The sequence below is a fragment of the Sphaerochaeta sp. PS genome (genome assembly GCF_032144095.1).
Lineage (GTDB): Bacteria > Spirochaetota > Spirochaetia > Sphaerochaetales > Sphaerochaetaceae > Sphaerochaeta.
Window position 1 is genome coordinate 33,626 of record NZ_JAVSNJ010000014.1, and the last position, 24,382, is coordinate 58,007.

Sequence of the window (24,382 nt, forward strand, 5' to 3'; positions counted from 1 at the left end):
GCACCGCTTTACAAACCATCGCCCCTCTTGCTATTGTCGCAGTGGAGGCTACCCATGAACCTTTTGCAATCCGTCATCCTTGTCGCTCTGGTACTCTTGACCCTATTCAATCTCTACGCCCTCACCATCGGGAGGAAGAAAAAGAAGCAGGCTGTCGCCCTCTACCAGAAAACCCTTGCAGACCTTGAGGTCAAGACCTTTGCCGAGATGAAGAAACGCCAGCTCTTCTTCAGTGAAAAACATGGGTACATCAACGACCTGAATGAAGGGATCCTCCTCACCTTTGACCATGAGAAGAAAAAGATGGGCATAACGCTCAAGGATGCCTTCTACCTGATCCCCTTCTCTGAAGTGGTCTCCTGTACGGCAAGCCACACCACCCTGGACAACGGCAAGTGGATAGACATCATTGTCCAACTGGAGACAGAGAAGCAGGTCATAACCCTGCTCTTCGGTGCAAAAAGCTGGAAGAGCAACTCAACCCTGGCTAACTTCATCCTTTCGGATACCAAGGAGTTCTGCACCCTGGTAACCAAGTATTGTATAGAGAAAGAGGAGCCAGAGACGACAAAGCGACCGGATTGACCGGCCGCCTTGTTCGTTACCTACCCTTCCTCTTGGACTATGCCTTATTCGACAGCTCGAGGCCCTTGGGGGCGTCGATGATATGCAAATCCAGCTGGTTGAAGGGGACTGAGATGCCGACCTCTGCCAGCCTGCTGCAGATCTCACCCTGGAACCGCCAGTTGACCTTCCAGTAGTCCTGGGGCTTTGTCCATGGACGGGCGATGAAGTCTATGGAGGAAGCACTGAGCTTGCTGACCTCAATGACAGGGGCTGGCTCGGGTAGGATCTCCTCATAGCGGCTGAAGATGGAAGAGATGACCTGCTTGACGGTCGCTACATCAGAGCCGTAAGCAACACTTACCAAAAGGTCGACCCTCCTTCTGTCCATGTTGGAGTAGTTTACGATGGGGCTTCCCCATACCAGCTTGTTTGACATCGTAATCTTCTTGTTGTCAGGGGTGGAGAGGATGACACAGATCATGTCCATATCGGTGACGGTTCCGGAAAATGAGCCTGCATCGATGTAGTCCCCTATCCTGAACGGAGCGTTGATGACGATCATCACGCCACTGAGTAGGTTTCCGATGGTCTCCTGGAAGGCAAGGCCAAGGATGACCCCGGTAATGCCCAAGCCTGCAAGGACCGGACCCATATTGAGGCCCATGTGCTGCAGAAATGCAATGATAAGGAAAATCCATCCTAGGATATTGGTCAGCTGCAAGATGAAGCGTGCCATCAGGTCGTTTATCTTCTTTGACCTGCCAAGGGCTCGCTTGAGGATCCTGCTGAGCCAGTAGATGAGGAGTTTTCCTATCAAAACTATCAATAGGCCCCCACCGAGTGAGAGAAAGAATGCGACAGGTCCGAGTTGGGACCATTCATGGAGGTTGAGCACTACCTGGGAGAAAAAACTGCCACTTTCTGCAGCGGCTTGTGGTGCGGTCGTTGCGGCTTCGCTCGCAAGAGCCATAATAGTTGAAAGCATCTTGTATTCATCCTTTTAAGGGGGAGGGATATAGGAAAACCCTACCATCGGGACACGAAAAAAGCAAGGGAAGGTTACCCTTCCCCTGCCTCTGACAATTCGTTGCCTATAGGGTTATCGTGAGAGCAGGGAGTGCAGCTTCTTGGTGAAGGCTACAGGATCCTTGGGCATCACACCCTCGGCAAGCAGAGCCTGGTCCAGCAGGACCGAGCAGAGGTCGGCGACATATGCATCGTCTTCGCTCTCTTCGATCTTCTTGACCATGGGGTCGTCCACATTGACCTCGAGAATCGGCTTGGCATCCTCAAAGTCGGCTTGGCCCATGCTCTTGAGCATCTGCTGCATCTGCACTGAAGGGTCATTCTCATCGACTACCACGACAGCTGGAGACTCTACCAGGCGGGAGGAGACCACAACATCCTTGACCTTGTCGCCAAGGGCCTTCTTGATTTTCTTCACCAGCTTCTTCGATTCCTTGGACTTCTCCTGGGGTTCATCATCGCCCTTGAGGTCGTCCACGGCACCGCTCTTGTTGATGGCCTTGAGGGGAAGTTCCTTGTAGGTCCCGATGGAACCGACGACGATATCGTCGATGTCATCGCTCATGACCAGAACTTCAAATCCCTTCTTGCGATAGGCTTCCAGAAGCGGACTTGCCTTCAGGGTAGCTTCCTTGCCACCGGTGATGTAGTAGATGCTCTTCTGCTCGCTGCCCATGCGCTCCTTGTAGGAAGCAAGGCTGACATACCCCTCTTCAGAGGAGGACTTGAAGCGAACCAGCTCAAGCAGGGCATCCCTGTTTGCATAGTCGGAGTAGAGGCCTTCCTTCAGCGGGCGGTTGTACTGCTCGATGAACTTGGCATACATCTCGGGATTCTGTTCGCTGATCTTCTGGAACTCGGAGAGCAGCTTCTTCACCGATGCGTTGCGGATAGCTGACATCACGCGGTTCTGCTGCAGGATCTCACGGCTGACGTTAAGGGGAAGATCCTCACTGTCGATGATACCGCGTACAAACCTGAGGTAGGTGGGAAGCAGTTCCTTGTCGTCATCGGTGATGTACACGCGCTTGACAAAGAGCTTTACCCCCGGACGATAGTCTGCGTAGTTCATGTCGAAGGGAGCCTTCTCTGGGACGTAGAAGAGTGTGGTGTACTCGATGGAACCTTCTGCCTTCGTATGGACATAGAAGAGAGGGTCCTGGCTGTCATAGGAAGCGCTCTTGTAGAACTCGTTATACTCTTCAGGGGTAATCTCTGTCTTGCTCTTTCTCCAGAGGGCTGAGCTGTTGTTGATCTGCTCCACCTTGTGCTCGACTGTCTTGAGGGGGTTGCCTTCCTTGTCCTTCTTCTTGTCGTCGACTGACTCCTGGTCATAGGAGAGGAAGATGGGATAGGCGATATGGTCGCTGTATTTCTTTACCAGCTGCTCAATCTGCCAGCGGTTGGCGTACTCGTTTCCCTCCTCATTGAGGTAGAGGATAATGGTGGTGCCCTGTGCATCGCGAGTGGCCTCCTCAAGGGTGTAGGTTCCCTTGCCAGTACTGCTCCACTTGAATGCTGCATCCTGTCCTGCCTTGCGGCTGAGGACCTCGACCTTCTCTGCAACCATGAAGGCGCTGTAGAACCCTACGCCAAACTGGCCGATGAGGTTGCTGTCCTTCTTCTGCTCGTCAGTAAGGGAAGCAAGGAACTTCTTGGTTCCGCTTGATGCGATGGTACCGAGGTTGTTGGTAAGGTCTTCATGGTCCATGCCAAGGCCGTTGTCCATGATGGTAAGGGTTCTCTTCTCACCTTCAGCGAAGGAGATGTCGATCCTCGGCTCAAAAGAGAAGCCCTTGAGTTTCTCATCGGTAAGGGAGAGATATTTGAGTTTGTCCAAGGCATCGGAAGAGTTCGAGACAAGCTCCCTAAGGAAAATTTCCTTGTTTGAATAGAGCGAGTGAATAATAAGCTGAAGCAACTCTGATACTTCAGTTTTAAACTTTTTTTGTTCCATGTTTGCTAGATACCTCCAAAAGGATATACGTTAACATAGTGATTTTTTTTTGTATCGGCAATCTTTCCTTAACAAAAAGTTGGGCTTGGGGTATGCTTCATCCATGAAGTTCACCCAACCCACAGCTGCCCGGGAGGTCAATCGCCTCAGGGTGCTGAATCTGCTAGAGCAGGACGATGCATATAGCCGGGCCGATATCGCCCGCACCCTCAAGCTCAACAAGCCTTCGACAAGCGAGATAGTCGAGCAACTGCTCAACGATGGTCTGGTGGTGGAGACAGGCAAAAAAGAAACCACCTCTGGGCGTAGGCCTGTGTCCATCGCCCTCGTCCCCGATGCCGCCCTGGTGCTGGGGGTGGATATGGGTAGCCGCAACACATCGGTCGCCATAGCTGACCTCAAGGGAAACATCCTCCGTTTTGAACGGTTCCCCACCCCACAACAGCCTGAGGTAAAGCAGCTCTGCTCGGATGTCATCAGGGCCTGCAGGAAGATGGCAAAGCTTGCCACCTCCCCTATCCTTGGTGTGGTGGTTGCCGTCAATGCCCTGATCAGCGAAGACAGGCGGGATATCCTCAGAAGCGAGATATGGGATTGGAGTGAGATTCCCCTCGCCGCCCTCATCGAGAAGAACACCTCACTTCCTACCCTCCTGGTCCATAGCGTGGAGGCGATGGTCTTTGCCCAGCGTTGGGTCGCCAAGGAAGAGGAGTCTTCCTTCTTCTTTGTAAATTGGGGAGAGCATATAGGAAGTGCCTGGGTAGCCAACAGGACGGTCACCAGCCAGGGGACCCAGTTCGGACACCTGATGGTTGCCTCGACAGGGCTGTGCAGATGCGGGAAGATCGGGTGCCTGGAGAGTGTGGCAGCCGGGTGGGCCCTCAGTGAACGACACGGAGGAAGGACGGTAAAGCAGCTCGCCCAGGAAAGTGATGGAGCCATCAAGCAGGATCTGAAGAGTGCCGCCCAGGCGATGGGAATGGCCCTGGTCGCGGCAAGTGCCATCACAGGATGCAACAGGATCATCCTGGGTGGGGGGCTCGCAAACCTCGACGAGGAGTATCTTTCCTATCTCAGGGATTTCTATAGGGAGCACTCCAATAGGGAGAAGGTCGAGATAGTCTGTTCATCCCTTGGCGAGAAGCAGACGCTCCTTGGCAGTATTGCAGTTGCCTTGGACAGCTGGATGTTCAGGCGGTCGATGCTGGAGATGATGCAGGGCCAGGAGCAATAAAAAACCGCTATCCATGTTACTGGATAGCGGCAACCTCCTTGAAAACCCCAGGATCCCTCCCCTGGAGTACCTGTCCACCCGCTGGAAAAATCGGAATGGACTTCGAGCAACGACACTCATGATTATTACATGCTTTCCTAGCGATGTAAAACAAATTTCCAATAATTTTCTCTTATTCACGAGAATAGGGATATGCAAGGGAAATAGAATCGTTCAACGCAAATCATAACCCATCGGTATAATTAACTGACAAGGAGCCTGAATAGGAGCCAGCAGTGAATAGGTCATTCGCCTTTTTCTGGACCTTTACGGTCATGCTCCCGATCTCCCTGTCTTTCTGTGCACCAGGGAGGAAGGTTATGGCAAAGGTATTCGCCCCCTCGACCTGGGTCATGATATGCTCGGATGCAAGTTCCATGGTGGTTCGCAGGGTATTGATATCATTGAGCCGAAGGTCGGTGATATTGAAGGTAAGCTTCCCATAGGTTCCTGTAGGCAGGTTTGAGGTATACTTGAAATGTACGACCTTGCTAATCTCCCATGCTTCAGTTGCAGGGAAATCAAAGGAAAGGATGGCGCTGTCCTGATCCAATTCCATGCCATATTCATCATATGCACGTATCTTGGTGGAGACACTTCCTATCAGACCTTTGAGGTAGACAACGGCGTGGGTAGGAGTGATGAAGACAGCATCTGCAGCAAAGAGTGAAAAACCTATAGATATAACAAGGATAACTCCAAGTAGTCTTTTCATAGTAAACTCCCATACAAATACTTGTCGATGGAATCATCATAGCAAGTAGTGTCGTGCAAGGAAAGAGATGAGTAAAAAAAAGCTGTGCAGATTCCTGCACAGCCAAACTCTCAACAAATTAGAGGATCAACATCATGAAGCGGAGATAGAGAAGGTAAGCGTAGCAGTATAGGCACCAGCAGAACCGCCTTCGACAGTCTCTGCAGCAACGATATTTCCACCAGCACCAGTATGGTCTACAGAACCAATGTTGGCAGTTCTTGCAGGAGTAATGGTGATAAGTGCTTCATCATAGCGCTCTGCACTTGTAACTGTAGCAGAAGTATCAGTGAAGATAGTGTAGAAGCCTCCAACATAAGAAGTACCCTTGTCACTGCTTACAGAAGCAATCTTGACGGTTCCAGCAACGGTACTGTTAGTAAAGTTTCCTACAGCCATCTTGAAGATAAAAGTACCAGCAGCATTGGTCTTATAGCCGTACCTGAAGGAAGGGGCGGTTGCACCAAAGGCATCTTCAACAGTTACAGTAGGCTGATATTTTGTACCAGCAATATTAAATCCATGATTCAAATATTCACCAATATTTGCTTTCAAAGTTGCAGTTACTGCTCCAGGAACAGTTACTGTAGGGGCTGCAAACAACCCTGCTGTCACCATGACCAGAACCAACAATATAGCCAAAGCTCTCTTTTTCATAAAATCTCCTTATGGTGAGAGCCGTCCGAGGGGTTCTCTCATCTATGGACATACAATACTGCCTACTCAGACTTATGTCAATATCCAATCGTTGAGAATCATATATATTTTCAATAAATATTTATTTTATATGTTATTTTCTTTTATTATAATATTTTAACCTATACATAACTTATAACGCAGGTCTGACATGGATTCTAGATTGCTCTGTTTAATAGTGATTGAATCCCTAGTAACGTAGGGACCTTTACCATACATACCCCTACTCTTGTCATATCGATTGCGTACTTATAGAGACTTTTATGAAAAAAGGTGCCCTTTCGGACACCTCGTGTTTCATCTTTTGTATCTTGGTACTATTGGTCGGTCTCAATAGCGATGGAGACTGTTGACTTGTAGCTTCCTACCGGAGAACTGTTAACCAAGGCTTGGTCAACCAATATGGTAAGGGTATATGCATAAAAGATGGTTCCTGGAGTTGGGGTAAAATTCAACAGATGGAAATTGCCATCTCCGCTGTTATAGGTTGCAGGAGTGGAGCCAACCTTTACCTCACTAACCGGTATCATTGCGGGGTTGACAACATCCTGCTGCTCGAAATCAGAAATCGTCGCATTTACGATCAAGGGAATGGGAGTGTTTGTCTTGATGCCATAGTTCAGCACTGCCCCGTTAGGATTGAAGGCATCATTGACCGTTGGGCTCTCTTCAAAGGTGGCTTCAGAAGGAGCAGTCAGGAATCCATGGATCAGATACCCAGGAACCGAGGTGGTCAGCCTGATGCTCACCGACGTCGAGCTGCCTACAGCCCCAAGTGACATTGCCAACAAAAATATATATATGACTAGAAAATTCTTTTTCATAGTATTGATGGTTTCCTCCGAGAAAGTGTGCAAGTTCTTTCCGCTCATCTATACCTAACTATAGCGCCATTGAGAAACTTATGTCAAGAACGCATTCAGTTTTACAATAAAATAATATTGATTTTTTGTTTATTCCTATTTATTTATTTTTATATATAGATTTACATGTTTTCATCTTATGACATCCTTAAGGTAATTCTTTTTTGTCCAAAACCTCATATAGCCAACTTCTCCCAAAAACCAACAGTTCTATCCTTATGTCAATTTGCAATAAGTACCAGGCACCTCTGAATAGTGCTCCTACTGTATAGATCTCTTCATAACCTTCTTTTCAGAAAAGGATTGGAATGAATATTCCCTAATCGTTTTAGCAGATATCCTTATGCAACCACGCCCAAACTTCTAACATATCCTCACATCTTTGCATTGTAATTCCCCTTGAAACAGGATACTATCTAGGTGAAACCTTACAAATGTAAGAGGTTATCTATTTACGTCTCCTAACCAGAGACCAAAACCATGAGGATACATAAGAATGATAATGCCGATTGCTTCCGAAACAAAATCAACCATGATAGCTAATCAGCTCGAAGAGATGATTCTGTCCAAAAAATATAAGGCAGGGGAAAACCTCCCCAGCCAGCACACCCTCGCCCAACAGTTCTCTGCAAGCAGCAGAAGTGTCCGAGAAGCCTTCAAGAACCTTGAGGCCAAAGGACTCATTGAAGTTACCCAGGGAAAGAAGGCCATCGTAAAGAGCAACAACCTCGACCAGTTCGTTGAGTCCCTCTCCATGTCCATGATCAGCAAGCAAGCACCTGACAAGAAGCTGCTGACCGACCTCATGCAGGTAAGGACGACCATTGAGGTCTCTGCTACCAGGGAGCTCTCCCGCGACCCCAGCAGAATGCTCATCGTCCGCTCCCTCGACCGCAGCTGCACCAAGATGGAGCAGATGCTACCCTCCCTGGAATCGGGAAAGGACATCGAGGCCATCAACCGGTTCAAGCAGATCGATTTCGAATTCCATGCTGCCCTGATCAAGTCAAATGACAACGTCATCCTCAGCAGCATTTACGAAAACCTTGCCCCCCAACTCTACGCAGCACTTGACCGCCTTCCGGAATCCTTCAACGAGCAGCGCAAGAAGGTCAACGAGTATCGTTACCTGGTTGAGGCCCTTGAAAATGGGCAGACCGACCTGGCCGTAGCACTTACCCTGGTCAACCTGACCAACATCAAGGACAAGTTCGAGCAGCTCAAGCTCTAGTACATCCTTATTCCATCAACAGCAGGGGAGCTTCTAGCTCCCCTGTTTTTATCCCTTCCCATGATCATAACCATATATATTTACGAGAAATATACCTTCCCTTATGCATAAATTCATATGTCAAAGGTATGGTATATGCATCTATTTTCTTATACTAGATACAACTGATGACATATATAATATTTTTGATATCTTGCTATTGCAAAAAGTTACGATACAGGTTACCTTAATAATAGGATACAACATAGAACTTATGACATCTTAAGTTTGTACATAGCTTGTATTGAAAAGGGATATTTTAATGAATTATCTTTCAGAAACCAAATCAACCAGAATAGCCACTGCGCTTGAAACAATGATACTCGATAACACCCTGAAAAGTGGAACTTTCCTGCCATCACAACAACTGCTGGCAGAGCAATTCCAGACTTCGAGCCGTCCGATCCGGGAAGCGTTGAAGCTTCTTGAGGCAAAGGGCCTGGTAATCATCACCCAAGGTCGTCGTGCGCAGATCCGTAGCAACAACCTCGACCAATACGTGGAGTCCCTATCCACTACCCTCGTCAACAGCCCCATAAGTACCGGCAAACTCATGAGAAACCTTATGCAGGTACGTATCTCAGTTGCCACCAGTGCCGCAAGGGAGTTCACCAGGCTCCAGGACCGTGAGGCCTATCTTGCCCAGCTTTGGCGTGCAAGCAACACCATGGAGGCAGCCCTACCCAAAATTTTCAAGAAAGATGCCCAGGGGCTCAAGATGTTCCAGGATGCAGAGAATGAGTTCCACCAGATCCTCATCAATGCAAACGGGAACCAGATCCTCATCTGCATCTATGACAACCTGGCTCCCATGCTAGTCACAGCCCTCAATGCCATCAAATTCACCCCTGCCCAAATCGAAAAGCGTGTCCGTGATTACTCCTATCTTTGTGAAGCTCTCCAAAACGGGCAGACAGACCTCGCCGTAGCCCTTGTGCTGGTTACCCTCACCACTTTGGAGAACAAGGTAATTGACCGCTATCCTGACGATAGCGCGGTTGCCTACGCCTAACTGAGGCCGGTCCTTCAGCAAGATGCCTCCCCTGTGGTATAGTCCACACAGGAGGCATTTTTTATGGGTGAACGGATCATTGAGATTGCACATGCAACAGTACGAAGACAAGGCAGACCAATTCTTGACGATGTCTCCTTTTCGGTTACCAGAGGCGAGCATGTAGCAATAATCGGACCCAACGGGGCGGGGAAAAGCACCCTGGTCCAGGTCATCAGTGAAGAGATCCACCCCTTGTACAACCCCCTCTCCAAGCGAATCCTCTTTGGGCAACCACGATGGCAGGTCCTGGAACTGAGAAAGCAGCTCGGCATCGTCTCCCAGTCGCTGCAGTACCTGTGCAATAGCACCTATAAAGCCTGGGAAATCGTGGCATCGGGCTTCTTCAGCTCCATAGGGCTGGACTTCCATCACCAGGTTACAGAAGGGCAGCTTCTGAAGGTGGAAGCGACCATGAAAACCTATGGTGTCTGGCCTCTGGAGGAGAAGCAGATGAACCGCCTCTCCTCTGGCGAGGCAAGACGGGTGCTCCTCTGCCGGGCAAGTGTGCACGACCCCCAGGTAATGCTGCTCGACGAAGCTGGGGCCAACCTCGACTTCCCCTCCCGTCACCTCTACCGCTCTTCCCTCGAGCAGCTGGACAGGGAAGGAAAGACACTCATCCTTGCAACCCATGAACTGAGCGAGATCATCCCAGCCATCGCTCGCGTGGTGGTCATGAGCAAGGGGAAGATCGTGGCAGACGGTCCCAAGGAAGAGATCATACGCGAGGATGTCCTCTCTGCGGTATATGGCTCGAAGGTCTTCATCGACAAAAGGGAAGGACTCTTCACAGCCTGGTGCTAATCTGCTATTCTCTGTTTTTTCCCACGTCTCCTCTTTTTTGTAGTATATTTCTCATAAGAACATAACAAGCGAGGTCTACCTATGAAGCGTTGTTCCATAATAATTCACAGTGTAAGCGGCAACTGTTTCATCATCGGTTCCTATCTTCAGGAACTCATGATGGAGCGCAACGTCGATGCGAGGCTCTACCGTGTTGAGGATCCCGACCTGCACATCTGGGCGAACACCCAAGAAACCACCAATGATTTCTATGAGGATATTCTTGCCCTTCCCGTAGCAAACACCTCGACCCTCCTCAAAAGTGACATGATCATCCTGGGTAGCCCTACCCGTTTTGGAAATACCACAGCGGAGATGAAGACCTTCCTTGACACCACAGTCCCCCTCAGCAAGGACCAGAGCCTCGAAAGCAAGTTCTTTGCCTGTTTCACCAGCTGTTCCCACTCCACCTGTGAAGGGGCCCACACCCTCAGCGCCATGATCTACTGGGCACAGAGCATGGGGATGCTCCACATTCCCTATGGTGTCCATGAGGACCTTGACAGCTACGACCAGCCTGTCGCCGGCCTCGTACATCTGGCAGGAAAAGAGGATTCCATCCGTCCTAGCGACCGCCTTGGCAAGGAGATGGAGACCTATGCAGACATCCTGAGTGCATACATCCAGGAGTAGAGAGATCTCCATACCTGGTTTCATCGAAAAGGAAGCGGCCGTTGACCGCTTCCTTTCTTTGTTTCATGCTATGGAACTGGTTTCCTATTCCTTGGAGAAAAACCCCTTGATCCTGTTGACCCAACGCAAGAGCCGGCCCCTACCGTAGCGGGCCTTGTAGTCGTTGGTGGCACTCTCGATGGAGACCTCATGGCTACCACTCATATGCTTGAGATTGTCCCAATGGCGTACTATCCACATATAGAGGTCACTCTCGGTATTTCCCGGAAAGGAAGCAAGAAGCTTTGACCGACGAATCTCCTCAACGATTGGCGAGTAGACAGTGCGGTACCACGAACGGGCTGCCGTCTCAAAACTCAGCTCCTCTTCCTTTCCCTCATTGAGGTAGTACTTGTGCACAAGGATGTGGTTGACCATCTCCGGATAGGAACCGGGGGAGGTAAAGGCAATCTGGTCCATGGGAAGAAAGGAGGGGGTATACTGTTCGATGAACCGCTCCCGCTCGTAGGCGACAACCCGTTTGGCCAGCTGTTTCATGGTCAGTCCGGGCTCAAGGGGGATTTCCGTGTCCAGGCGGACAACCTCGGCATCGATGAACTCGACCCCTTGGGTCTTTGCCACCGAGACGCGGTGGTTCCCATCGCGCACAAAATACCAGTCCCCTACCTGATAGACAGAGATGGGAGGGAGGATCACATACTCCTTGGCAGCCCTGTCTATGGATTGCCAGCGCGATCGGAGCAGTTCCTTCTTCGGATAGAAAGCCAGGGTAAAGTCCTGGTACCTTCCCTCACTGCCGATGATCTTGGCTACAGAGATGGTCCTCATCCCCAGATAGGTCTCATTCTTTGGCTTGATCATCTCGGTGACCGCATAGAGGGAGAGCAGGTCCGTATTCTTCCAGGCAAGGCTGCCCATCAGGGACTGCATCCTTCCCCGTGAACGGGCTTTCTCAAAATCCTCACGGGCTTGGTTGGACATATCAATTCCCATTGGCACTATCCTTTCCTAGTGAAGGGTCCTCCAGCATGTAGTTCTGGAAGACGTTGATAATCTTGGTTTCCTTGAAGACAGTATGCCGGTTTGCGTTGAGGTCATGCAAGTGAATATGCCCGTGCAACAGGTATGTAGGCTTGAACCACTCCATAAAGGTCAGAAATGTGGCAAACCCCTGATGGCAGCGGTCGGAATCGTCACCCAACCCCAGGGGGGCCGCATGGGTTAGCAGGATGTCCAGATACCTGCCACGGAAGAGTCGGTTGAAGAGGAGGTGGGGAACCATCTTCATCACCCTGAAGAACATCTCACGCTCGGTGAACTGGTGCTTCCCCTTGTTGTAGCGCATCGCCCCGCCGAGGCCTGCGATGATGAGCTTGTTGCGCTTGTCATAGACAACCTTCCCGTCGACAAAGTCACCACCAAAGGCTGGAAGCACCTGTACCTCGCCCTTTCCGTCAGAGTATCCGTACTGCACGATCGCCGAGGAAGAGGTAAACTGGTGCAAAAACTCCAGGTTATGGTTTCCGAACACAAAATAGAGAGGCTTGTTCAGCGACGATATGATGAACTCGTAGTACTTGAGCGGGAGGTCCCCCGCTGCCAGTACCAGGTCGACATCCCCATACCGCGATACGATGTTCTTGGAGTAGATCAGGGGGTCGGTCTCATCGGAGATACAGAGTATTTTCATGGCTATCCCACCAGGTATCCACAGTCTACGGTTATGACCTCTGCCGTTATCGCAGGGGAGTCGGAGAGGAAACGGACACAGGAGGCGACCTCCTCCGCCTTCACCATCCGCTTGAGCAGTGCGCGCTGCTCAAACATCTCTACCACAGGGTTTTCCCCTTCATGGAGGTAGGGGGCATCAAGCAGGCCCGGGGCAACTGCATTGACCCGTATGGCGGGTGCAAGTTCGGCAGCAAGGCTCCTGGTATAGGAGACGACCGCACCTTTGGAGGCATCGTAGTGGGCTGTCAGGCCAAAGCCAGGGTGCAGGGCATGTATTGAGGCGATATTGATGATGCTGGCCTGCCTGGACTGCTTGAGCAGAGGAATGGCTCCCCGGGTAACCAGGAAAAGACCCTTCACATTGGTATCAAATACCCTATCCCAGTCGGAGGTGGACAGGCTCTGCTGCTCGCCAAGGGTAAAGAGGCCGCTGTTGTTTACCAGGACATCGAGGCTGTGCAGTCTGGAAAAAAGATCGGTGACACTCTCCTCTTTGAGCAGGTCCAGGGCCATGATGGTCAGTTTTGGCCCAAGTTCCTCTCTCAGCTGTTCCGCCCTCTCCTTGCTATGGGCGTAGGTGCAGATCACAGAATCCCCGGCATGGATGAACTGCCTGCAGATAGCCTCTCCCAAATTGCTTGTTCCACCGGTAACCAAAACTGTCCTCATCGATCCTCCTCGCGTAGGAAATCCACAAGACGAGTGCACGTTGGATAGTCATCCAACAGGGCCTTTGTGCCCTGCACATAGCGATCGGGGTCATAGGGCGGGCACATGGTGGTTGCACAGAGGGCATATCCCCCCTCCAACAACCTTGTCCCCTGATAGCATCCCCCGGGGACGAGGGAAAGGGGTGCTACAGCTTCCCCAACAGGACCAAGCAAGGTAAGGCTATGCCTTCCGTCAGGATAGAGCACCAGCTGCTCAAGCCTGGACCCCTGCAAAAAATACCAGAGCTCATCGGTTGGCAACCAGTGCAGGGACGAGAAGCTATCCTCCGTTACCAGGTAGTAGATCGTCCCCCCCAAGATGGCAGAACCGCTCCGGTGGGTATAGTACTTGCGAAAGTACCCACCTTCGCCTTCAAGCCTCTCAAGGCCGAGCTTCTGTATGAGGTGGCGAACCTCTTCCTCTAGAACGGCCATTGGCGGGTGACCCTACGGATCAGGTTTCCAAAGCCTTCCTTGACCAACTCCCCGGTCTCCATCACCTCCTCATGGTTGAGGGGTTGCTGCAGAATTCCTGCGGCCATATTGGTGATGCAGCTGATACCCAACACCCTCATGCGCATATGGCTTGCCGCAATGGCTTCCGGGACCGTGGACATGCCCACGGCATCGGATCCAAGGATCCTTGCTGCACGAACCTCTGCAGGAGTCTCGAAGGAGGGGCCGGCAAAGAACATGTAGATACCTTCCTGCAGGGTCATACCCAAGGAAGCGGCCTCTTTTCTTGCAATGGCCATAAGGGACTTGTCATAGGTGCCGGTCATGTCAAAGAAACGGGGGCCCAGGTCATCATAGTTCGGCCCGCGCATCGGGCTGTCGGCAATAAGCTTGATATGGTCGGTGATCAACATGAGGTCGCCCACCTTGAAGGAGGTGTTGACCCCACCTGCAGCGTTGGTTACCAACAGGTCCTTGATCCCAAGGGCATGCATGACCTGGATGGGAAACACCACCTGGTCCATTCCATAGCCCTCATAGTAGTGGAAGCGGCCCTGCATGCACATGACACGCTTGCCCTCCAGCGTTCCCACGACCAACCGGCCCTTGTGTCCAAAGACCGTGGATACGGGAAAGAAGGGGACATCCTTGTAGGAGATGTAGATGCGGTCCTCCAACTGCTCGGCCAGATCCCCCAACCCACTGCCAAGTACCATGCCGATCAAAACAGGCTCCTCACCAATACGTGAGGTGATGTACATCGCAGCCTCTTGCATCTTTTCCTTGAGATTCTCCATATATCCTCCAATTATCAGTTGTATAGCAGGTCAGAACGTATCACCAGCCGCCTTGGGCGCCGCCGACTTCTTGGAGAACAACACCAAGGCAAGCAGTGTCGCCACATAGGGGAATATCTTGAATACTACCGGTGGCACTATGTTCAGCGAAGGGATGACCTGGGAGACGTTGGCAATGGTGGTGGCTATTCCGAAAAAGAAGGTAGCACCCAAAATGCCAAGGGGTTTCCACTGTCCGAAGATCAGGGCGGCAAGGGAGAGAAAACCAAGACCGGCTACAGTCCCGTTGAACTCCCCTGAGTAGGTGATCAGGATGACAGACCCGCCAAGGCCGGCAAGGGAGCCGCTCATGATGACCCCGAAGTAGCGCATCATGTGCACATTGACACCTGCAGAGGCGACTGCCGAAGGGTGTTCCCCACAAGCCCTGAGCCGTAGGCCAAAGGAGGTCTTGTAGAGAAGGATCCAGGAGAGGCCCCAGATGAGCAGACAGAGCCAGGTTGTCCAATAGGTCTGGCTAAAGAACAGGGGCCCTAGGATGGGAATCCTGGAGAGCACAGGAATGTTCTTACGGACAATACCCATGAGGATCCGCACGTTTCCGCTTCCGGAGATGGTACGGGCAAGGTAGACGGTAAGGGCAGAGGCCAACATGTTGATGGCAGTACCGCTGATGATCTGGTCGGCCTTCAGGTTGATGGAAGCGAAGGCATGCAGCAGGGAGAAGACTGCCCCAGCGAGCACGCCCACCATCACCCCAAGGGCCAGGGCGTTGATCCCCAAGGTAGCCTCGGTAAGCTTGATGGTAATGGCTGTAGCAAAATATCCGACGAGCATCAGGCCTTCAAGGCCAATGTTCGTCACCCCGCTTCGTTCACTGTAGAGGCCTCCGAGGGAGGTGACCAGCATCGGGATGGTATAGGCTATGGCGTAGGGAAAGATACGGGTAAGGGTTAACCACATATTATTTCACCTCCTTGTTGTTGGTAGGCTTGGCATCCCTCACCGCTTTTTTCCGGGAGAGGATCTTGAACAGTGCCTCCCAGAGACGCTTGAAGAGGACACTGGTTGCCGTAAAGTAGATGATGACCGAGATGATGGTATCGGCAATCTCAGGGGGGACCTTGGTCATGGCGTTCATGAATCCCTTGCCTGACTGAAGCACCCCGAAGAACAGCGAGCTGAAAAGCACCCCAAGAGGATTGCTTGCACCCAGCAAGGCTACCGCAATCCCGTCAAACCCTTGTGAAGGAAGGACACCGATCTGCATGTTCCGTGAGTAGCCGGTATAGAAGGAGAGACCGGCCAGACCGGCCAGACCTCCTGCAATCATCATGGAGAGGACCACATTCTTGTTTACCCTGATGCCTGCATATTCGGCACAGAACCTGTTGGAACCCACAGCCTTCAATTCAAAGCCCAGGGTTGTCTTGTCAAGGATGAACTTGATGATGATAACCGAGGCTATGGCTACCAGGAATCCCAGGTTTATGTAGGAACCGGGGAACAGCTTGGTCAGCCACGGGGAGCGTAAGGTCTGCTCGATGGCAATGCTTGCCGACTCTGTTTCCAAGGAAGGTCCCTTCAGGTAGGCAGGGACAAAGTAGTAGACCGACCAGTAGGCTATCCAGTTCATCATGATGGTTGCAACAACCTCATGGACATTGAACTTGGCCTTGAGGAAGCCAGGAATTATTCCCCAGACAGCTCCACCGAGGAGACCGGAGAGGATGAGTACGACCAGGTAGAGGGGACGGGGCAAAAAGACATGGTGGGCAACCAGGGTGGCACACAACCCGCCGACAAGCATCTGGCCGGAGGCACCGATGTTGAACAGCCCGGTCCTGAAGGCAAAGGCTACCGAAAGACCGACCAACATGAGGTTGGTGGCAGTAGCGAGGGTGTTTCCGACCCTCTCGATGTTCATAAGCCCGCCACGGAACAAGAACCAGAATCCAGTAAAGGGGTTGCTTCCGATAAGTGCCATCAACACAGCCCCTGCAATGAGGCCCAGAACCACCGCACTGATGGCAACGAGGAAGGCATTGCTCTTCATTTCTTTGTTTTCTATTTCGCTCATTGTCCACCTTCCTTGCGCTTAACACCCGCCATCATCAGGCCGACAGCACTCTCATCGGTCTCACTGGTCTTCACGATGTCGATCAGTTCCCCTGAATTCATGACGGCAATCCTGTCGGAGAGATTGAAGATCTCATCCAATTCAAACGATACCAGCAGTACCGCATGGCCCTTGTCACGGTGGGCAATCAGTTGGGAGTGGATGTATTCGATAGCACCCACATCAAGGCCGCGGGTCGGCTGCACGGCTATGAGCAGCTCGGGGTCCGAGACAACCTCACGCCCGACAATGAGTTTTTGCTGGTTTCCACCGGACAGTTTTCCTGCAAGCGAATAGATACCCTCTCCGCTACGGACATCAAACTGCGTGATGACATCCTGGGCATACTGCTTGAGGTACTCGTCATCGAGTATCCCATGCTTGCTGAAAGGAGCGTGATAGAACTCCTTGATGGCGACGTTGTTGAACAGCGAGTTCTCCATGACAAGGCCCCGCTTCTGCCTGTCCTCGGGAATGTGTCCCAGCCCAACCTCGTTGCGTTTGCGAATAGGGGCATTGGTGATGTCATTACCATCGAGGACGATGGTTCCGCTCTCAACCTGACGCAGGCCGGTTATTGCCTCGATCAGCTCGGTCTGGCCGTTTCCATCGACACCGGCAATTCCCACGATTTCCCCACTCTTGACCGAAAGGTTGATGCCCTTTACCCCAAGGGTCTTCTTGTTGTTCATGACCTTCAGGTCGTACAGTTCAAGGATGACCCTCCCTACCTGGGCAGGCTTCTTGTCGACCTTGAAGCTGACAGGACGACCGACCATCATGGAGGCCATTTCAGCCTGGGATGTCTTCTTCACATCCACCACCCCGATGAGCTTTCCTCGGCGTATGATGGTACACCGGTCTGCGACGGCCTTGATTTCGTTGAGCTTATGGGTAATGAGGATTACACTCTTTCCTTCAGAGACCAGGTTGCGCATGATCTGCATCAGGTCATCGATCTCCTGGGGGGTAAGCACGGCAGTGGGCTCATCAAATATAAGGATCTCTGCATCGCGATAGAGCATCTTGAGGATTTCGACGCGCTGTTGCATGCCGACCGTTATGTCTTCAATAATCATATCTGGGTCGATGTTCAACCCGTATTTCTCAGAAAGGGCCTTGATCTTCTTCGCAGCCGAACGGCGATCGAGGAAGAAGTGACCTTCTTTTCCGAGGATAATGTTCTCTGTAACCGTAAAGGGGTGTACCAGCTGGAAGTGCTGATGCACCATCCCGATACCCAAGTCGTTGGCATCGTTGGGGCTGGATATGTGGACTTCCCTTCCCTTGACCTTGATCTGGCCCCTATCGGCATGGTACAAGCCGAAAAGGATACTCATCAGGGTAGATTTCCCCGCACCATTCTCACCGAGAATTGCGTGGATCTCCCCTTGCTCTACCTGCAGGGTGATATCATCGTTGGCGACAATACCCGGGAACTCCTTGCGGATGTTTAGCATCTCAATAACATGACTCATTGGTGGACTCCCTATGAGGACACGCAGCGCGTGTAGGATAATAATGGGCTATAATAGCACACAAGGGTCACCTTTGTATGGTGACCCTTGTAATTAGGACAGATAGCGGACCTTATTTGAAAAGGCCGTCATTAGCTGCTGCGACCTTGACTTCACCACTCTTCATCTTTGCATAAAGCTTGGCAACCTCATCGGTGACGCTCTGGGACAGGTTCGGGTTGCTCACAGGAATTCCGACACCGTCGTTTGTTGCATCAAGATGGAGGATAGAACCACCAGGGAACTGACCATTGAGCTCAGCCTTGATCATGTCATAGGATGCGCGGTCGAGGTATTTCATTGCTGAGGTAAGGATGATGGACTTTCCACCAGCGCTCATCACGCCTTCGTTGTACTGGTCGACATCAACACCGATGACCCATACTTCCTTTCCAGCTGCGACACGGTTCTTGGCTTCATTGATGACGCCAACACCGACACCGCCGGCTGCTGCAAAGATAACCTTTACACCCTTGTCGTACATGGAAGCTGCAATCTGCTGACCGGCACTGACGTTGTCAAAGGAACCCTGATAGAGGTTGTTTTCCTGTTTCATGACAATCTTGGTACCGAAATTTGCATTTGCATATTTCACGCCCTGCTGGAAGCCCCAGTTGAACTTCTGGACAGCGGGAATTTCCATTCCGCCAACAAAACCAAACTCAGCATCCTTCATCTGAAGGGCTGCTGCGAAACCAGCAAGGAAGCCGGATTCATGCTCTGCCCAATAGACACCTACAACGTTCTTCTCGATGCGGAAGGTGGAGTAGTCTGCAGAGTGGGGCTCGCCATCAAGAATGACGAACTTTACCTTGGGATACTTGTCCTGAGCCTCAAACAGGGTGGTCTCAAACTTGAATCCTGGGCAGATGATCAAATTGTACCCAGCATCTACGAGGTTGCCAATTTCCTTGAGGTAATCGGCTTCGGTTGTACCAGCTGGCTTGAGATACTTGATATCAAGACCATAGTCAACACCAGCACGCTTGATACCTTCCCAGGTTCCCTGATTGAAGGATTTATCATCAATAGTACCTGCATCAGTTACCATTCCAACGCGAAGATTGCTTTTTCCAGCAGCCTCACCTGATCCCTGGGCAAATGCCATGGAACCAAGCATGAGGAAGATACAGAGTGCAACAGTCAGTTTCTTCATTACGTTTTCTCCTATGTTTCGAATGTGAATATAAAGAGTCGTCACGTCCCCATTCTACAATCACCATCTGCCAATGTCAAATAAAGAAAACGAAATAGAAATTGAGGAAAAGCGCATATTCTGTACTGATACAACTACTTGTATAGAGGGTTCCCTCTTTTTTCTTTCAGAAATCCAAAAAGGGATTACCCCTTTTCTGCATGTTCTGCCTCTAAGGCGGCCAGGATAAAGGCACCTACGCCCTTAAAGTCATCCTCTACCACAGCCTCAGAGATATAGTAGGGGAACGAACCGTCCCTGTAAGGATTGCCTCCAAGACCGGCTACCGAGCAGATCCCTCCAAGATGGAGAGAGCCCTGGTCGTCCTGCCTCAGATAGGTCTCCTTCAGGCCTTTCAAAGCCAATCTGGCCTGTTTGAGAAAGCTCTCTTTTTGCCTCGCATCCACGACGATGCCCACCCGTACGGCCTTGAACAGGACGTAGCAGAACATGCTCGTGCAGGAGGCCTCAAGATAGTTGCCGCCCACCTCTGGCTTATCAATAACCTGGTACCACAACCCGGAACCATCCTGGAAAGCCAAGACAGAACCCAGGGTCGAACGAAGGATTGCATGGAGACTCTCCCGTTTCGGATGGTCGGGAGGGAGGAAATCCAGGATATCCACCAAGGCCATGCAGAACCAGCCAAGGGCCCTTCCCCAGACATGGGGAGAGAGGCCTGTAGAGAGGTCAGACCACCTCATGCCCCTCGATTCATCATAGGCATGGTAGAGCAATCCTGTTTTGGGGTCCTTCAGGGTCTGGTAGACCGTCTGGATCTGGTTGGCCAGGTCGTCAAAATCGGCCCCTCTGCCAGAGAGCTTGGCAAACTGTGCATTGAACGGACCCTGCATGTAGAGCCCATCGAGCCAGATCTGCCAAGGATAGATCTCCTTATGCCAGAACACCCCGCTCAAGGTCCGAGGTTGTTCGTCCAATTGCTTTCTCAGATTCTTTGCGGCAAGGAGAAATCGTTCTTCCCCACTCTTCTCATACAGAAGAAAGAGGTTCCGCCCTGCATTGATCTGATCGAGATTGTACTCACCCTGACGATAGGTCGCGATTGTCCCATCTGCAGCTACGAAAGGGTCATACATCCCATATGCCCAGGGATAGAACTCCTGGAGATGCAACGTCTCCCCTACTGCAAGACAGGCCTGTATTACCAACCCATGTTCATAGTGCCAACGCATCATATCTTTGGTATAACGACGAGCCACACTTCTAGCCATGGCAAGCGAGAGGTTTTCACCAGAGTTCATGTTATTTCCTTACTCAAAGTATCTTAGGTGATGATCAGCTGCCCCCATACGGGAGCAGTTGATCTCCTGCCTACAAAATTATCGGGTGAGTAGATTGTTTTCCTTTGCAAAGGCAACGCCCTTGTCATTCCACTCCTGTCCACCAAGCTTCTTGAACTCGTCAATCCATTTTGCCCAGTTGGCGGGATTGAGTACCCTCTTTCCGGTGATGAATTCGCTCAAGCCCTGCTCGTAGAAACGCTTCAGGTCTGCATTGGGAATAGGAAGGGTGTCGGACCCGATCTGAGCTGTCCAGGCCTTGGTCTGCATCTCGCGCATGACGGTAAGGGCAGACATCTCCTTCTTGCTTGTCTCGGTAACGTACAGGGGATAGCGGGCATAGAGCTCGATGTCGCCATTGTAGAAGACCATGTTCCTCAGCTGGGTGACCGTCTGTCCACCAGGTGCGGAGAATGCAAGGTTAGGATCGGCAAGGCCCTTTGCCACAGGAATGCCATCTGCATCCTTGGTGTAGTTCACCCCTTCCACGCCCCATCCGAGCAGGTAGTAGCCTTCATCGGAGGCCATCCATTCCAGAAGAGCGGCGATCTTGTCAGCCTTTCCTTCCTTTGCTGCCTTGGCACTGATCGCATAGATGCGGTAGTTGGCAGTATAGGGACCGATGGAGGCCTTACCGGTCGGGCCCTTTGGAGGATCGATGACGATCCAGTTGCCTTCCGGGAAGTTCTTGTCAAACGGTGCATAGTTGGCCTGGGCGGCAAATGCAGCATTCTGTTCGCGCATGATGCCGAACCGACCCTGCTTCCATGCGGCCCTGAAGTCATCCTTCTTGTAGGAGAGCCAGTTGGGATCCATGATTCCTTCATCAACAATCTTCTTGAGGAAGACCATTGCATCGTAGAACTCGCCCTTGAGGACATTGAGGCCGGCTTCGGATTCCTTCAGACTCCAGGTACCATCGACACCAAATGCTCCGAAGAGGGGCTCAAGGCGTCTGCCTGGCCAAGCCTCAAAGTTGTTGATCTCCTGGAAGGCTCCGTAGCCCCAGGTGTCATTCTTCCCGTTCTTGTCCGGGTCGTTGAAGGTAAAGGCACGCATGACAGCCAGCAGCTCATCAGTTGTGGTGGGAACTGCGAGCCCGAGGTTGTCGAGCCAATCCTTACGGATGAGCAGGCCTTCGTTCATGTTGATCGAACCGGGATCTGCAAGTCCATAGCTCTTGCCGTTGATGCGGGCATGGTTCTGGCTGACCGCGTCATAGTGGTCTGCAGTCCTGACTGGCATCTTTGCATAGAGATCATCCACCGGTGCTACCAGGCCCTGGGGAACCAGACGGCTGAGGACATCACGGCGAACCATGAACAGGTCAGGAAGGTTGTTGGCTGCTGCAGCTGCCTGGATCTTCACATCCTGGTCGTTCTCGTTGGAAGGGAGGGCGGTAAGCTTCAGGTCGATGTTCAGCTTGTCCTTGATGACCTTGAATCCAACCCAGTCAGCTGGGGGTGGTCCAGCTTCGGTGATGGCTGCCCCGTACCAGAGTTCAACGGATGTGGGACCGGCGGCCTTGACCTCCTCTTTTGTACCCTGTGCAAACAAGGAGAGGGAGAGAAGCAACACAACAGTTGCCATACCAATTCGTGATGTGCAATGTTTTTTCATGGAAAATCCTCCTTCATGAAAAACTTCAATGTATCTATACGTTGGGATGGGGTATTAGCCCTTCACACTTCCCAACAAAGTACCCTTGGTAAAATATTTCTGGATGAACGGATAGGCGATCACCATCGGGATTGCGCTCATGAATACCGATGCCGCCTTGATGGCTGCTATGGGGGCATCACCGAAAGCATTGACCTCAACATACTCGTTCATGCCGCTGGCCATCAGGATGTTCCTAAGAAGGATTGGCAGGGGCTGCAGGCTGTTGTCGTTGAGATAGAGCATCGCGTGGAAGAAGTCGTTCCAGAACGAGACCCCATAGAAGAGGCCGATGGTCATGATGATGGCCTTGGACAGGGGAAGGATGACTCGGATGAGCACCTGGATCTCCGTAGCGCCATCGATCCGGGCAGACTCCTTCAGCTCGTTGGGAAGCCCTTCAAAGAAGGATCGCATGATCAGGCAGTTGTAGGTGCTGATCGCCCCAGGAAGGAAAATTGCCGCAAGGTGGTCTATCAAGCCGAGGTGGGTCACCAGCAGGTAGGAAGGAATCATCCCAACGTTGAACACATAGGGCACAACGATCAGCAGGTTGAGGAATTTTCGCCCTGGCAGGGTGGTGATGGAGAGCACGTAGGCTAGCGGTATGGTAAGCAGCAGCGATGTAGCCACTCCCCCGATGAGGATGAGGATGCTGTTCTTGAATGCCAGGATGAAGCCCTGGTTGCCCAAAAGTGCCTTATAGGCAGCGAACGACCAGTTCCAGGGGGCGAGGAACATCCCCTGCAGGTTATTCCCAATATAGTCGTTGGGCCTGAAGGAGAGCGTTATCGTACTCCAGAGCGGGACCGCGATGATAACGAGCAGCACAGCCAGGAAAAAATCAACCAGAAAGTTGAAGGAGTGGTCTGCCTTGGTCGGTTTTATGGCCACTGAGGTGTTTCCCACCCTTCTGTAGCCTGTAGTCTTTTTCATCTGCCAACTCCTAGAATAACGAACTTCCACCGAAACGCCTTACCAGGCGGTTCGATCCAAGAATCAGGAACATTCCGATGAAACCCTTGAACAGCCCTACAGCTGTAGCAAGCCCAAACTGGAACTCCAGCAAGCCCTGACGGTAGACCCATGTATCGATAATGTCGGCAACCGAGAGTACCGGTGTAGAGTAGAGCATGAAAATCTGGTTGAAGCCCGCATCGAGGATGGTCCCCAGCCGAAGCAGGACGACGATGACGATCACCGGCAGTATGGAGGGCAGGGTTATGTAGCGCACCCGCTGCCAGGAGTTCGCCCCCTCAACCAAGGCGGCCTCAAACAGGGAGGGGTCGATGCCCATCAGGGCGGCGATGAAGATGATGGCACTCCAGCCCATCTCCTTCCAGGCGTCACTAAGGATGACAATCCAGGGGAACGCATCGGTGTTGGTAAGGAAATCCAGTGGCTTTCCACCAAACAGCTTGATGACGTCGTTGATGATGCCATCGCCGGGGGCAAGCAGGGCAAGCAGGATGCCATACATGATTACCCAGGAGAGGAAGTGGGGAAGGTAGGCCAGGGTCTGCACGATTTTTCGCAAGAAGGGCTTGTTGCACTCATAGATGGTAATGGCAAGGATAATGGCCAGCGGCAAGCTGAAGAGAAGCTTTCCCACACTGTACATCAGGGTGTTGCGCAGCAACTCCCAAAAGTAGTAGGAGTGGGTAAAGGTCTTGAAATGCTTCAGGCCTATCCATTTGCTGCCCAGGATCCCATCAAGGGCCATGAAGTCCCTGAAAGCAATCTGCCCATTGAAGATCGGGACATATCGGAAAAGGATGTAATAGGTCAGGGGAAACAGCAATAACAGATATACGGACTTATGACGCCTGATATCTCTCACCAGCTGAGAACTTCGTTTTTTTTCAAGAGAATTTGCCATACAAGTATTCAACCTCGTATTGGAATCATACGCCACACGGTGCATACAATGCAGGTAGGCTCTTGTACTTTTCCGACATTTC

The 24,382-nt window shown here is 51.6% G+C and carries 24 protein-coding genes; 6 read left to right on the forward strand and 18 right to left on the reverse strand.

Features of this window, described 5'->3' with window-relative positions:
- Positions 1 to 54: 54 nt before the first annotated feature.
- Positions 55 to 585, forward strand: coding sequence for a hypothetical protein (locus tag ROJ03_RS10795; protein WP_313727064.1), 531 nt, complete (start codon positions 55 to 57; stop codon positions 583 to 585).
- Between the two features lie 37 nt (positions 586 to 622).
- Here the strand turns inward: ROJ03_RS10795 and ROJ03_RS10800 are convergent, their stop codons facing one another.
- Both ROJ03_RS10800 and htpG read right to left on the reverse strand, forming a co-directional pair.
- The gene (locus ROJ03_RS10800; RefSeq protein ID WP_313727065.1) at positions 623 to 1,552 is read right to left on the reverse strand and encodes a mechanosensitive ion channel family protein; all 930 of its coding nucleotides are present in this window, start codon (positions 1,550 to 1,552) and stop codon (positions 623 to 625) included.
- A 114-nt stretch (positions 1,553 to 1,666) separates the two neighbouring features.
- Entirely contained in the window at positions 1,667 to 3,550 is a 1,884-nt protein-coding gene (gene htpG, locus ROJ03_RS10805; RefSeq protein WP_313727066.1) for a molecular chaperone HtpG, read from the reverse strand.
- A 103-nt stretch (positions 3,551 to 3,653) separates the two neighbouring features.
- Here htpG and ROJ03_RS10810 point away from each other — a divergent pair, with 103 nt between their 5' ends.
- Positions 3,654 to 4,784, forward strand: a complete 1,131-nt coding sequence (locus tag ROJ03_RS10810) for an ROK family transcriptional regulator (protein WP_313727067.1) — start codon at positions 3,654 to 3,656, stop codon at positions 4,782 to 4,784.
- 223 nt (positions 4,785 to 5,007) lie between these two features.
- On the opposite strand, the gene ROJ03_RS10815 is transcribed toward ROJ03_RS10810, so the two are convergent.
- The 3 genes from ROJ03_RS10815 to ROJ03_RS10825 all read right to left on the reverse strand — a co-directional run bounded on the left by ROJ03_RS10815 (position 5,008) and on the right by ROJ03_RS10825 (position 7,061).
- The gene (locus ROJ03_RS10815) at positions 5,008 to 5,538 is read right to left on the reverse strand and encodes a hypothetical protein (RefSeq protein WP_313727068.1); all 531 of its coding nucleotides are present in this window, start codon (positions 5,536 to 5,538) and stop codon (positions 5,008 to 5,010) included.
- Positions 5,539 to 5,670: 132 nt separating this feature from the next.
- Positions 5,671 to 6,234, reverse strand: a complete 564-nt coding sequence (locus ROJ03_RS10820; RefSeq protein ID WP_313727069.1) for a hypothetical protein — start codon at positions 6,232 to 6,234, stop codon at positions 5,671 to 5,673.
- 356 nt (positions 6,235 to 6,590) lie between these two features.
- Entirely contained in the window at positions 6,591 to 7,061 is a 471-nt protein-coding gene (locus ROJ03_RS10825; protein WP_313727070.1) for a hypothetical protein, read from the reverse strand.
- Between the two features lie 571 nt (positions 7,062 to 7,632).
- Between ROJ03_RS10825 and ROJ03_RS10830 the strand changes: the two genes are divergently transcribed.
- The 4 genes from ROJ03_RS10830 (at position 7,633) to ROJ03_RS10845 (ending at position 10,936) form a co-directional block, all read left to right on the forward strand.
- A complete protein-coding gene (locus tag ROJ03_RS10830; protein ID WP_313727071.1) occupies positions 7,633 to 8,367 on the forward strand; it encodes a GntR family transcriptional regulator in 735 nt (244 codons plus the stop codon).
- A gap of 301 nt (positions 8,368 to 8,668) precedes the next feature.
- Positions 8,669 to 9,418, forward strand: coding sequence for a FadR/GntR family transcriptional regulator (locus ROJ03_RS10835; RefSeq protein WP_313727072.1), 750 nt, complete (start codon positions 8,669 to 8,671; stop codon positions 9,416 to 9,418).
- 63 nt (positions 9,419 to 9,481) lie between these two features.
- On the forward strand, positions 9,482 to 10,264 hold the full coding sequence (locus ROJ03_RS10840; protein WP_313727073.1) for an ATP-binding cassette domain-containing protein: 783 nt from the start codon (positions 9,482 to 9,484) through the stop codon (positions 10,262 to 10,264).
- Positions 10,265 to 10,345: 81 nt separating this feature from the next.
- Complete coding sequence (locus ROJ03_RS10845; protein ID WP_313727074.1) at positions 10,346 to 10,936, forward strand: NAD(P)H-dependent oxidoreductase; 591 nt, start codon at positions 10,346 to 10,348, stop codon at positions 10,934 to 10,936.
- 84 nt (positions 10,937 to 11,020) lie between these two features.
- Here the strand turns inward: ROJ03_RS10845 and ROJ03_RS10850 are convergent, their stop codons facing one another.
- The 13 genes from ROJ03_RS10850 to ROJ03_RS10910 all read right to left on the reverse strand — a co-directional run bounded on the left by ROJ03_RS10850 (position 11,021) and on the right by ROJ03_RS10910 (position 24,300).
- Positions 11,021 to 11,929: a transcriptional regulator gene (locus ROJ03_RS10850; protein WP_313727075.1), complete on the reverse strand. Its 909-nt coding sequence runs from the start codon at positions 11,927 to 11,929 to the stop codon at positions 11,021 to 11,023.
- Positions 11,919 to 12,626, reverse strand: coding sequence for a metallophosphoesterase (locus tag ROJ03_RS10855; RefSeq protein ID WP_313727076.1), 708 nt, complete (start codon positions 12,624 to 12,626; stop codon positions 11,919 to 11,921). Before ROJ03_RS10855 ends, ROJ03_RS10850 begins: the two co-directional genes overlap by 11 nt.
- Before the next feature lie 2 nt (positions 12,627 to 12,628).
- A complete protein-coding gene (locus ROJ03_RS10860) occupies positions 12,629 to 13,336 on the reverse strand; it encodes an SDR family NAD(P)-dependent oxidoreductase (RefSeq protein ID WP_313727077.1) in 708 nt (235 codons plus the stop codon).
- Positions 13,333 to 13,812 carry a cupin domain-containing protein gene (locus tag ROJ03_RS10865; protein WP_313727078.1) on the reverse strand — a complete coding sequence of 160 codons (480 nt, stop codon included), beginning with the start codon at positions 13,810 to 13,812 and terminating at the stop codon, positions 13,333 to 13,335. Before ROJ03_RS10865 ends, ROJ03_RS10860 begins: the two co-directional genes overlap by 4 nt.
- The gene (locus tag ROJ03_RS10870) at positions 13,800 to 14,630 is read right to left on the reverse strand and encodes a purine-nucleoside phosphorylase (protein WP_313727079.1); all 831 of its coding nucleotides are present in this window, start codon (positions 14,628 to 14,630) and stop codon (positions 13,800 to 13,802) included. Before ROJ03_RS10870 ends, ROJ03_RS10865 begins: the two co-directional genes overlap by 13 nt.
- A gap of 30 nt (positions 14,631 to 14,660) precedes the next feature.
- Positions 14,661 to 15,593: an ABC transporter permease gene (locus tag ROJ03_RS10875; protein WP_313727080.1), complete on the reverse strand. Its 933-nt coding sequence runs from the start codon at positions 15,591 to 15,593 to the stop codon at positions 14,661 to 14,663.
- Between the two features lies 1 nt (position 15,594).
- Positions 15,595 to 16,710 carry an ABC transporter permease gene (locus ROJ03_RS10880; protein WP_313727081.1) on the reverse strand — a complete coding sequence of 372 codons (1,116 nt, stop codon included), beginning with the start codon at positions 16,708 to 16,710 and terminating at the stop codon, positions 15,595 to 15,597.
- Positions 16,707 to 18,227 (reverse strand): ABC transporter ATP-binding protein, encoded by a 1,521-nt coding sequence (locus tag ROJ03_RS10885; RefSeq protein WP_313727082.1) that lies wholly within the window; start codon positions 18,225 to 18,227, stop codon positions 16,707 to 16,709. The genes ROJ03_RS10880 and ROJ03_RS10885 overlap by 4 nt, the downstream gene beginning before the upstream one ends.
- Positions 18,228 to 18,339: 112 nt before the next feature.
- Positions 18,340 to 19,386 (reverse strand): BMP family protein, encoded by a 1,047-nt coding sequence (locus tag ROJ03_RS10890; RefSeq protein WP_409530497.1) that lies wholly within the window; start codon positions 19,384 to 19,386, stop codon positions 18,340 to 18,342.
- Between the two features lie 221 nt (positions 19,387 to 19,607).
- Complete coding sequence (locus tag ROJ03_RS10895) at positions 19,608 to 20,723, reverse strand: glycoside hydrolase family 88 protein (RefSeq protein ID WP_313727083.1); 1,116 nt, start codon at positions 20,721 to 20,723, stop codon at positions 19,608 to 19,610.
- A 78-nt stretch (positions 20,724 to 20,801) separates the two neighbouring features.
- Positions 20,802 to 22,382: an extracellular solute-binding protein gene (locus ROJ03_RS10900; protein WP_313727084.1), complete on the reverse strand. Its 1,581-nt coding sequence runs from the start codon at positions 22,380 to 22,382 to the stop codon at positions 20,802 to 20,804.
- A gap of 54 nt (positions 22,383 to 22,436) precedes the next feature.
- The gene (locus ROJ03_RS10905) at positions 22,437 to 23,357 is read right to left on the reverse strand and encodes a carbohydrate ABC transporter permease (protein ID WP_313727085.1); all 921 of its coding nucleotides are present in this window, start codon (positions 23,355 to 23,357) and stop codon (positions 22,437 to 22,439) included.
- Positions 23,358 to 23,367: 10 nt separating this feature from the next.
- Positions 23,368 to 24,300 (reverse strand): ABC transporter permease subunit, encoded by a 933-nt coding sequence (locus ROJ03_RS10910; RefSeq protein ID WP_313727086.1) that lies wholly within the window; start codon positions 24,298 to 24,300, stop codon positions 23,368 to 23,370.
- Between the last annotated feature and the right edge of the window lie 82 nt (positions 24,301 to 24,382).

Coding starts and splice junctions, on each gene's coding strand:
- ROJ03_RS10850 (WP_313727075.1), bottom strand. CDS start 11,929: ATGGGAATTGATATGTCCAACCAAGCCCGTGAGGATTTTGAGAAAGCC.
- ROJ03_RS10810 (WP_313727067.1), top strand. CDS start 3,654: ATGAAGTTCACCCAACCCACAGCTGCCCGGGAGGTCAATCGCCTCAGG.
- ROJ03_RS10820 (WP_313727069.1), bottom strand. CDS start 6,234: ATGAAAAAGAGAGCTTTGGCTATATTGTTGGTTCTGGTCATGGTGACA.
- ROJ03_RS10815 (WP_313727068.1), bottom strand. CDS start 5,538: ATGAAAAGACTACTTGGAGTTATCCTTGTTATATCTATAGGTTTTTCA.
- ROJ03_RS10880 (WP_313727081.1), bottom strand. CDS start 16,710: ATGAGCGAAATAGAAAACAAAGAAATGAAGAGCAATGCCTTCCTCGTT.
- ROJ03_RS10865 (WP_313727078.1), bottom strand. CDS start 13,812: ATGGCCGTTCTAGAGGAAGAGGTTCGCCACCTCATACAGAAGCTCGGC.
- ROJ03_RS10910 (WP_313727086.1), bottom strand. CDS start 24,300: ATGGCAAATTCTCTTGAAAAAAAACGAAGTTCTCAGCTGGTGAGAGAT.
- ROJ03_RS10840 (WP_313727073.1), top strand. CDS start 9,482: ATGGGTGAACGGATCATTGAGATTGCACATGCAACAGTACGAAGACAA.
- htpG (WP_313727066.1), bottom strand. CDS start 3,550: ATGGAACAAAAAAAGTTTAAAACTGAAGTATCAGAGTTGCTTCAGCTT.
- ROJ03_RS10870 (WP_313727079.1), bottom strand. CDS start 14,630: ATGGAGAATCTCAAGGAAAAGATGCAAGAGGCTGCGATGTACATCACC.
- ROJ03_RS10905 (WP_313727085.1), bottom strand. CDS start 23,357: ATGAAAAAGACTACAGGCTACAGAAGGGTGGGAAACACCTCAGTGGCC.
- ROJ03_RS10900 (WP_313727084.1), bottom strand. CDS start 22,382: ATGAAAAAACATTGCACATCACGAATTGGTATGGCAACTGTTGTGTTG.
- ROJ03_RS10855 (WP_313727076.1), bottom strand. CDS start 12,626: ATGAAAATACTCTGTATCTCCGATGAGACCGACCCCCTGATCTACTCC.
- ROJ03_RS10885 (WP_313727082.1), bottom strand. CDS start 18,227: ATGAGTCATGTTATTGAGATGCTAAACATCCGCAAGGAGTTCCCGGGT.
- ROJ03_RS10835 (WP_313727072.1), top strand. CDS start 8,669: ATGAATTATCTTTCAGAAACCAAATCAACCAGAATAGCCACTGCGCTT.
- ROJ03_RS10875 (WP_313727080.1), bottom strand. CDS start 15,593: ATGTGGTTAACCCTTACCCGTATCTTTCCCTACGCCATAGCCTATACC.
- ROJ03_RS10800 (WP_313727065.1), bottom strand. CDS start 1,552: ATGCTTTCAACTATTATGGCTCTTGCGAGCGAAGCCGCAACGACCGCA.
- ROJ03_RS10890 (WP_409530497.1), bottom strand. CDS start 19,386: ATGCTTGGTTCCATGGCATTTGCCCAGGGATCAGGTGAGGCTGCTGGA.
- ROJ03_RS10845 (WP_313727074.1), top strand. CDS start 10,346: ATGAAGCGTTGTTCCATAATAATTCACAGTGTAAGCGGCAACTGTTTC.
- ROJ03_RS10860 (WP_313727077.1), bottom strand. CDS start 13,336: ATGAGGACAGTTTTGGTTACCGGTGGAACAAGCAATTTGGGAGAGGCT.
- ROJ03_RS10795 (WP_313727064.1), top strand. CDS start 55: ATGAACCTTTTGCAATCCGTCATCCTTGTCGCTCTGGTACTCTTGACC.
- ROJ03_RS10895 (WP_313727083.1), bottom strand. CDS start 20,723: ATGAACTCTGGTGAAAACCTCTCGCTTGCCATGGCTAGAAGTGTGGCT.
- ROJ03_RS10830 (WP_313727071.1), top strand. CDS start 7,633: ATGATAATGCCGATTGCTTCCGAAACAAAATCAACCATGATAGCTAAT.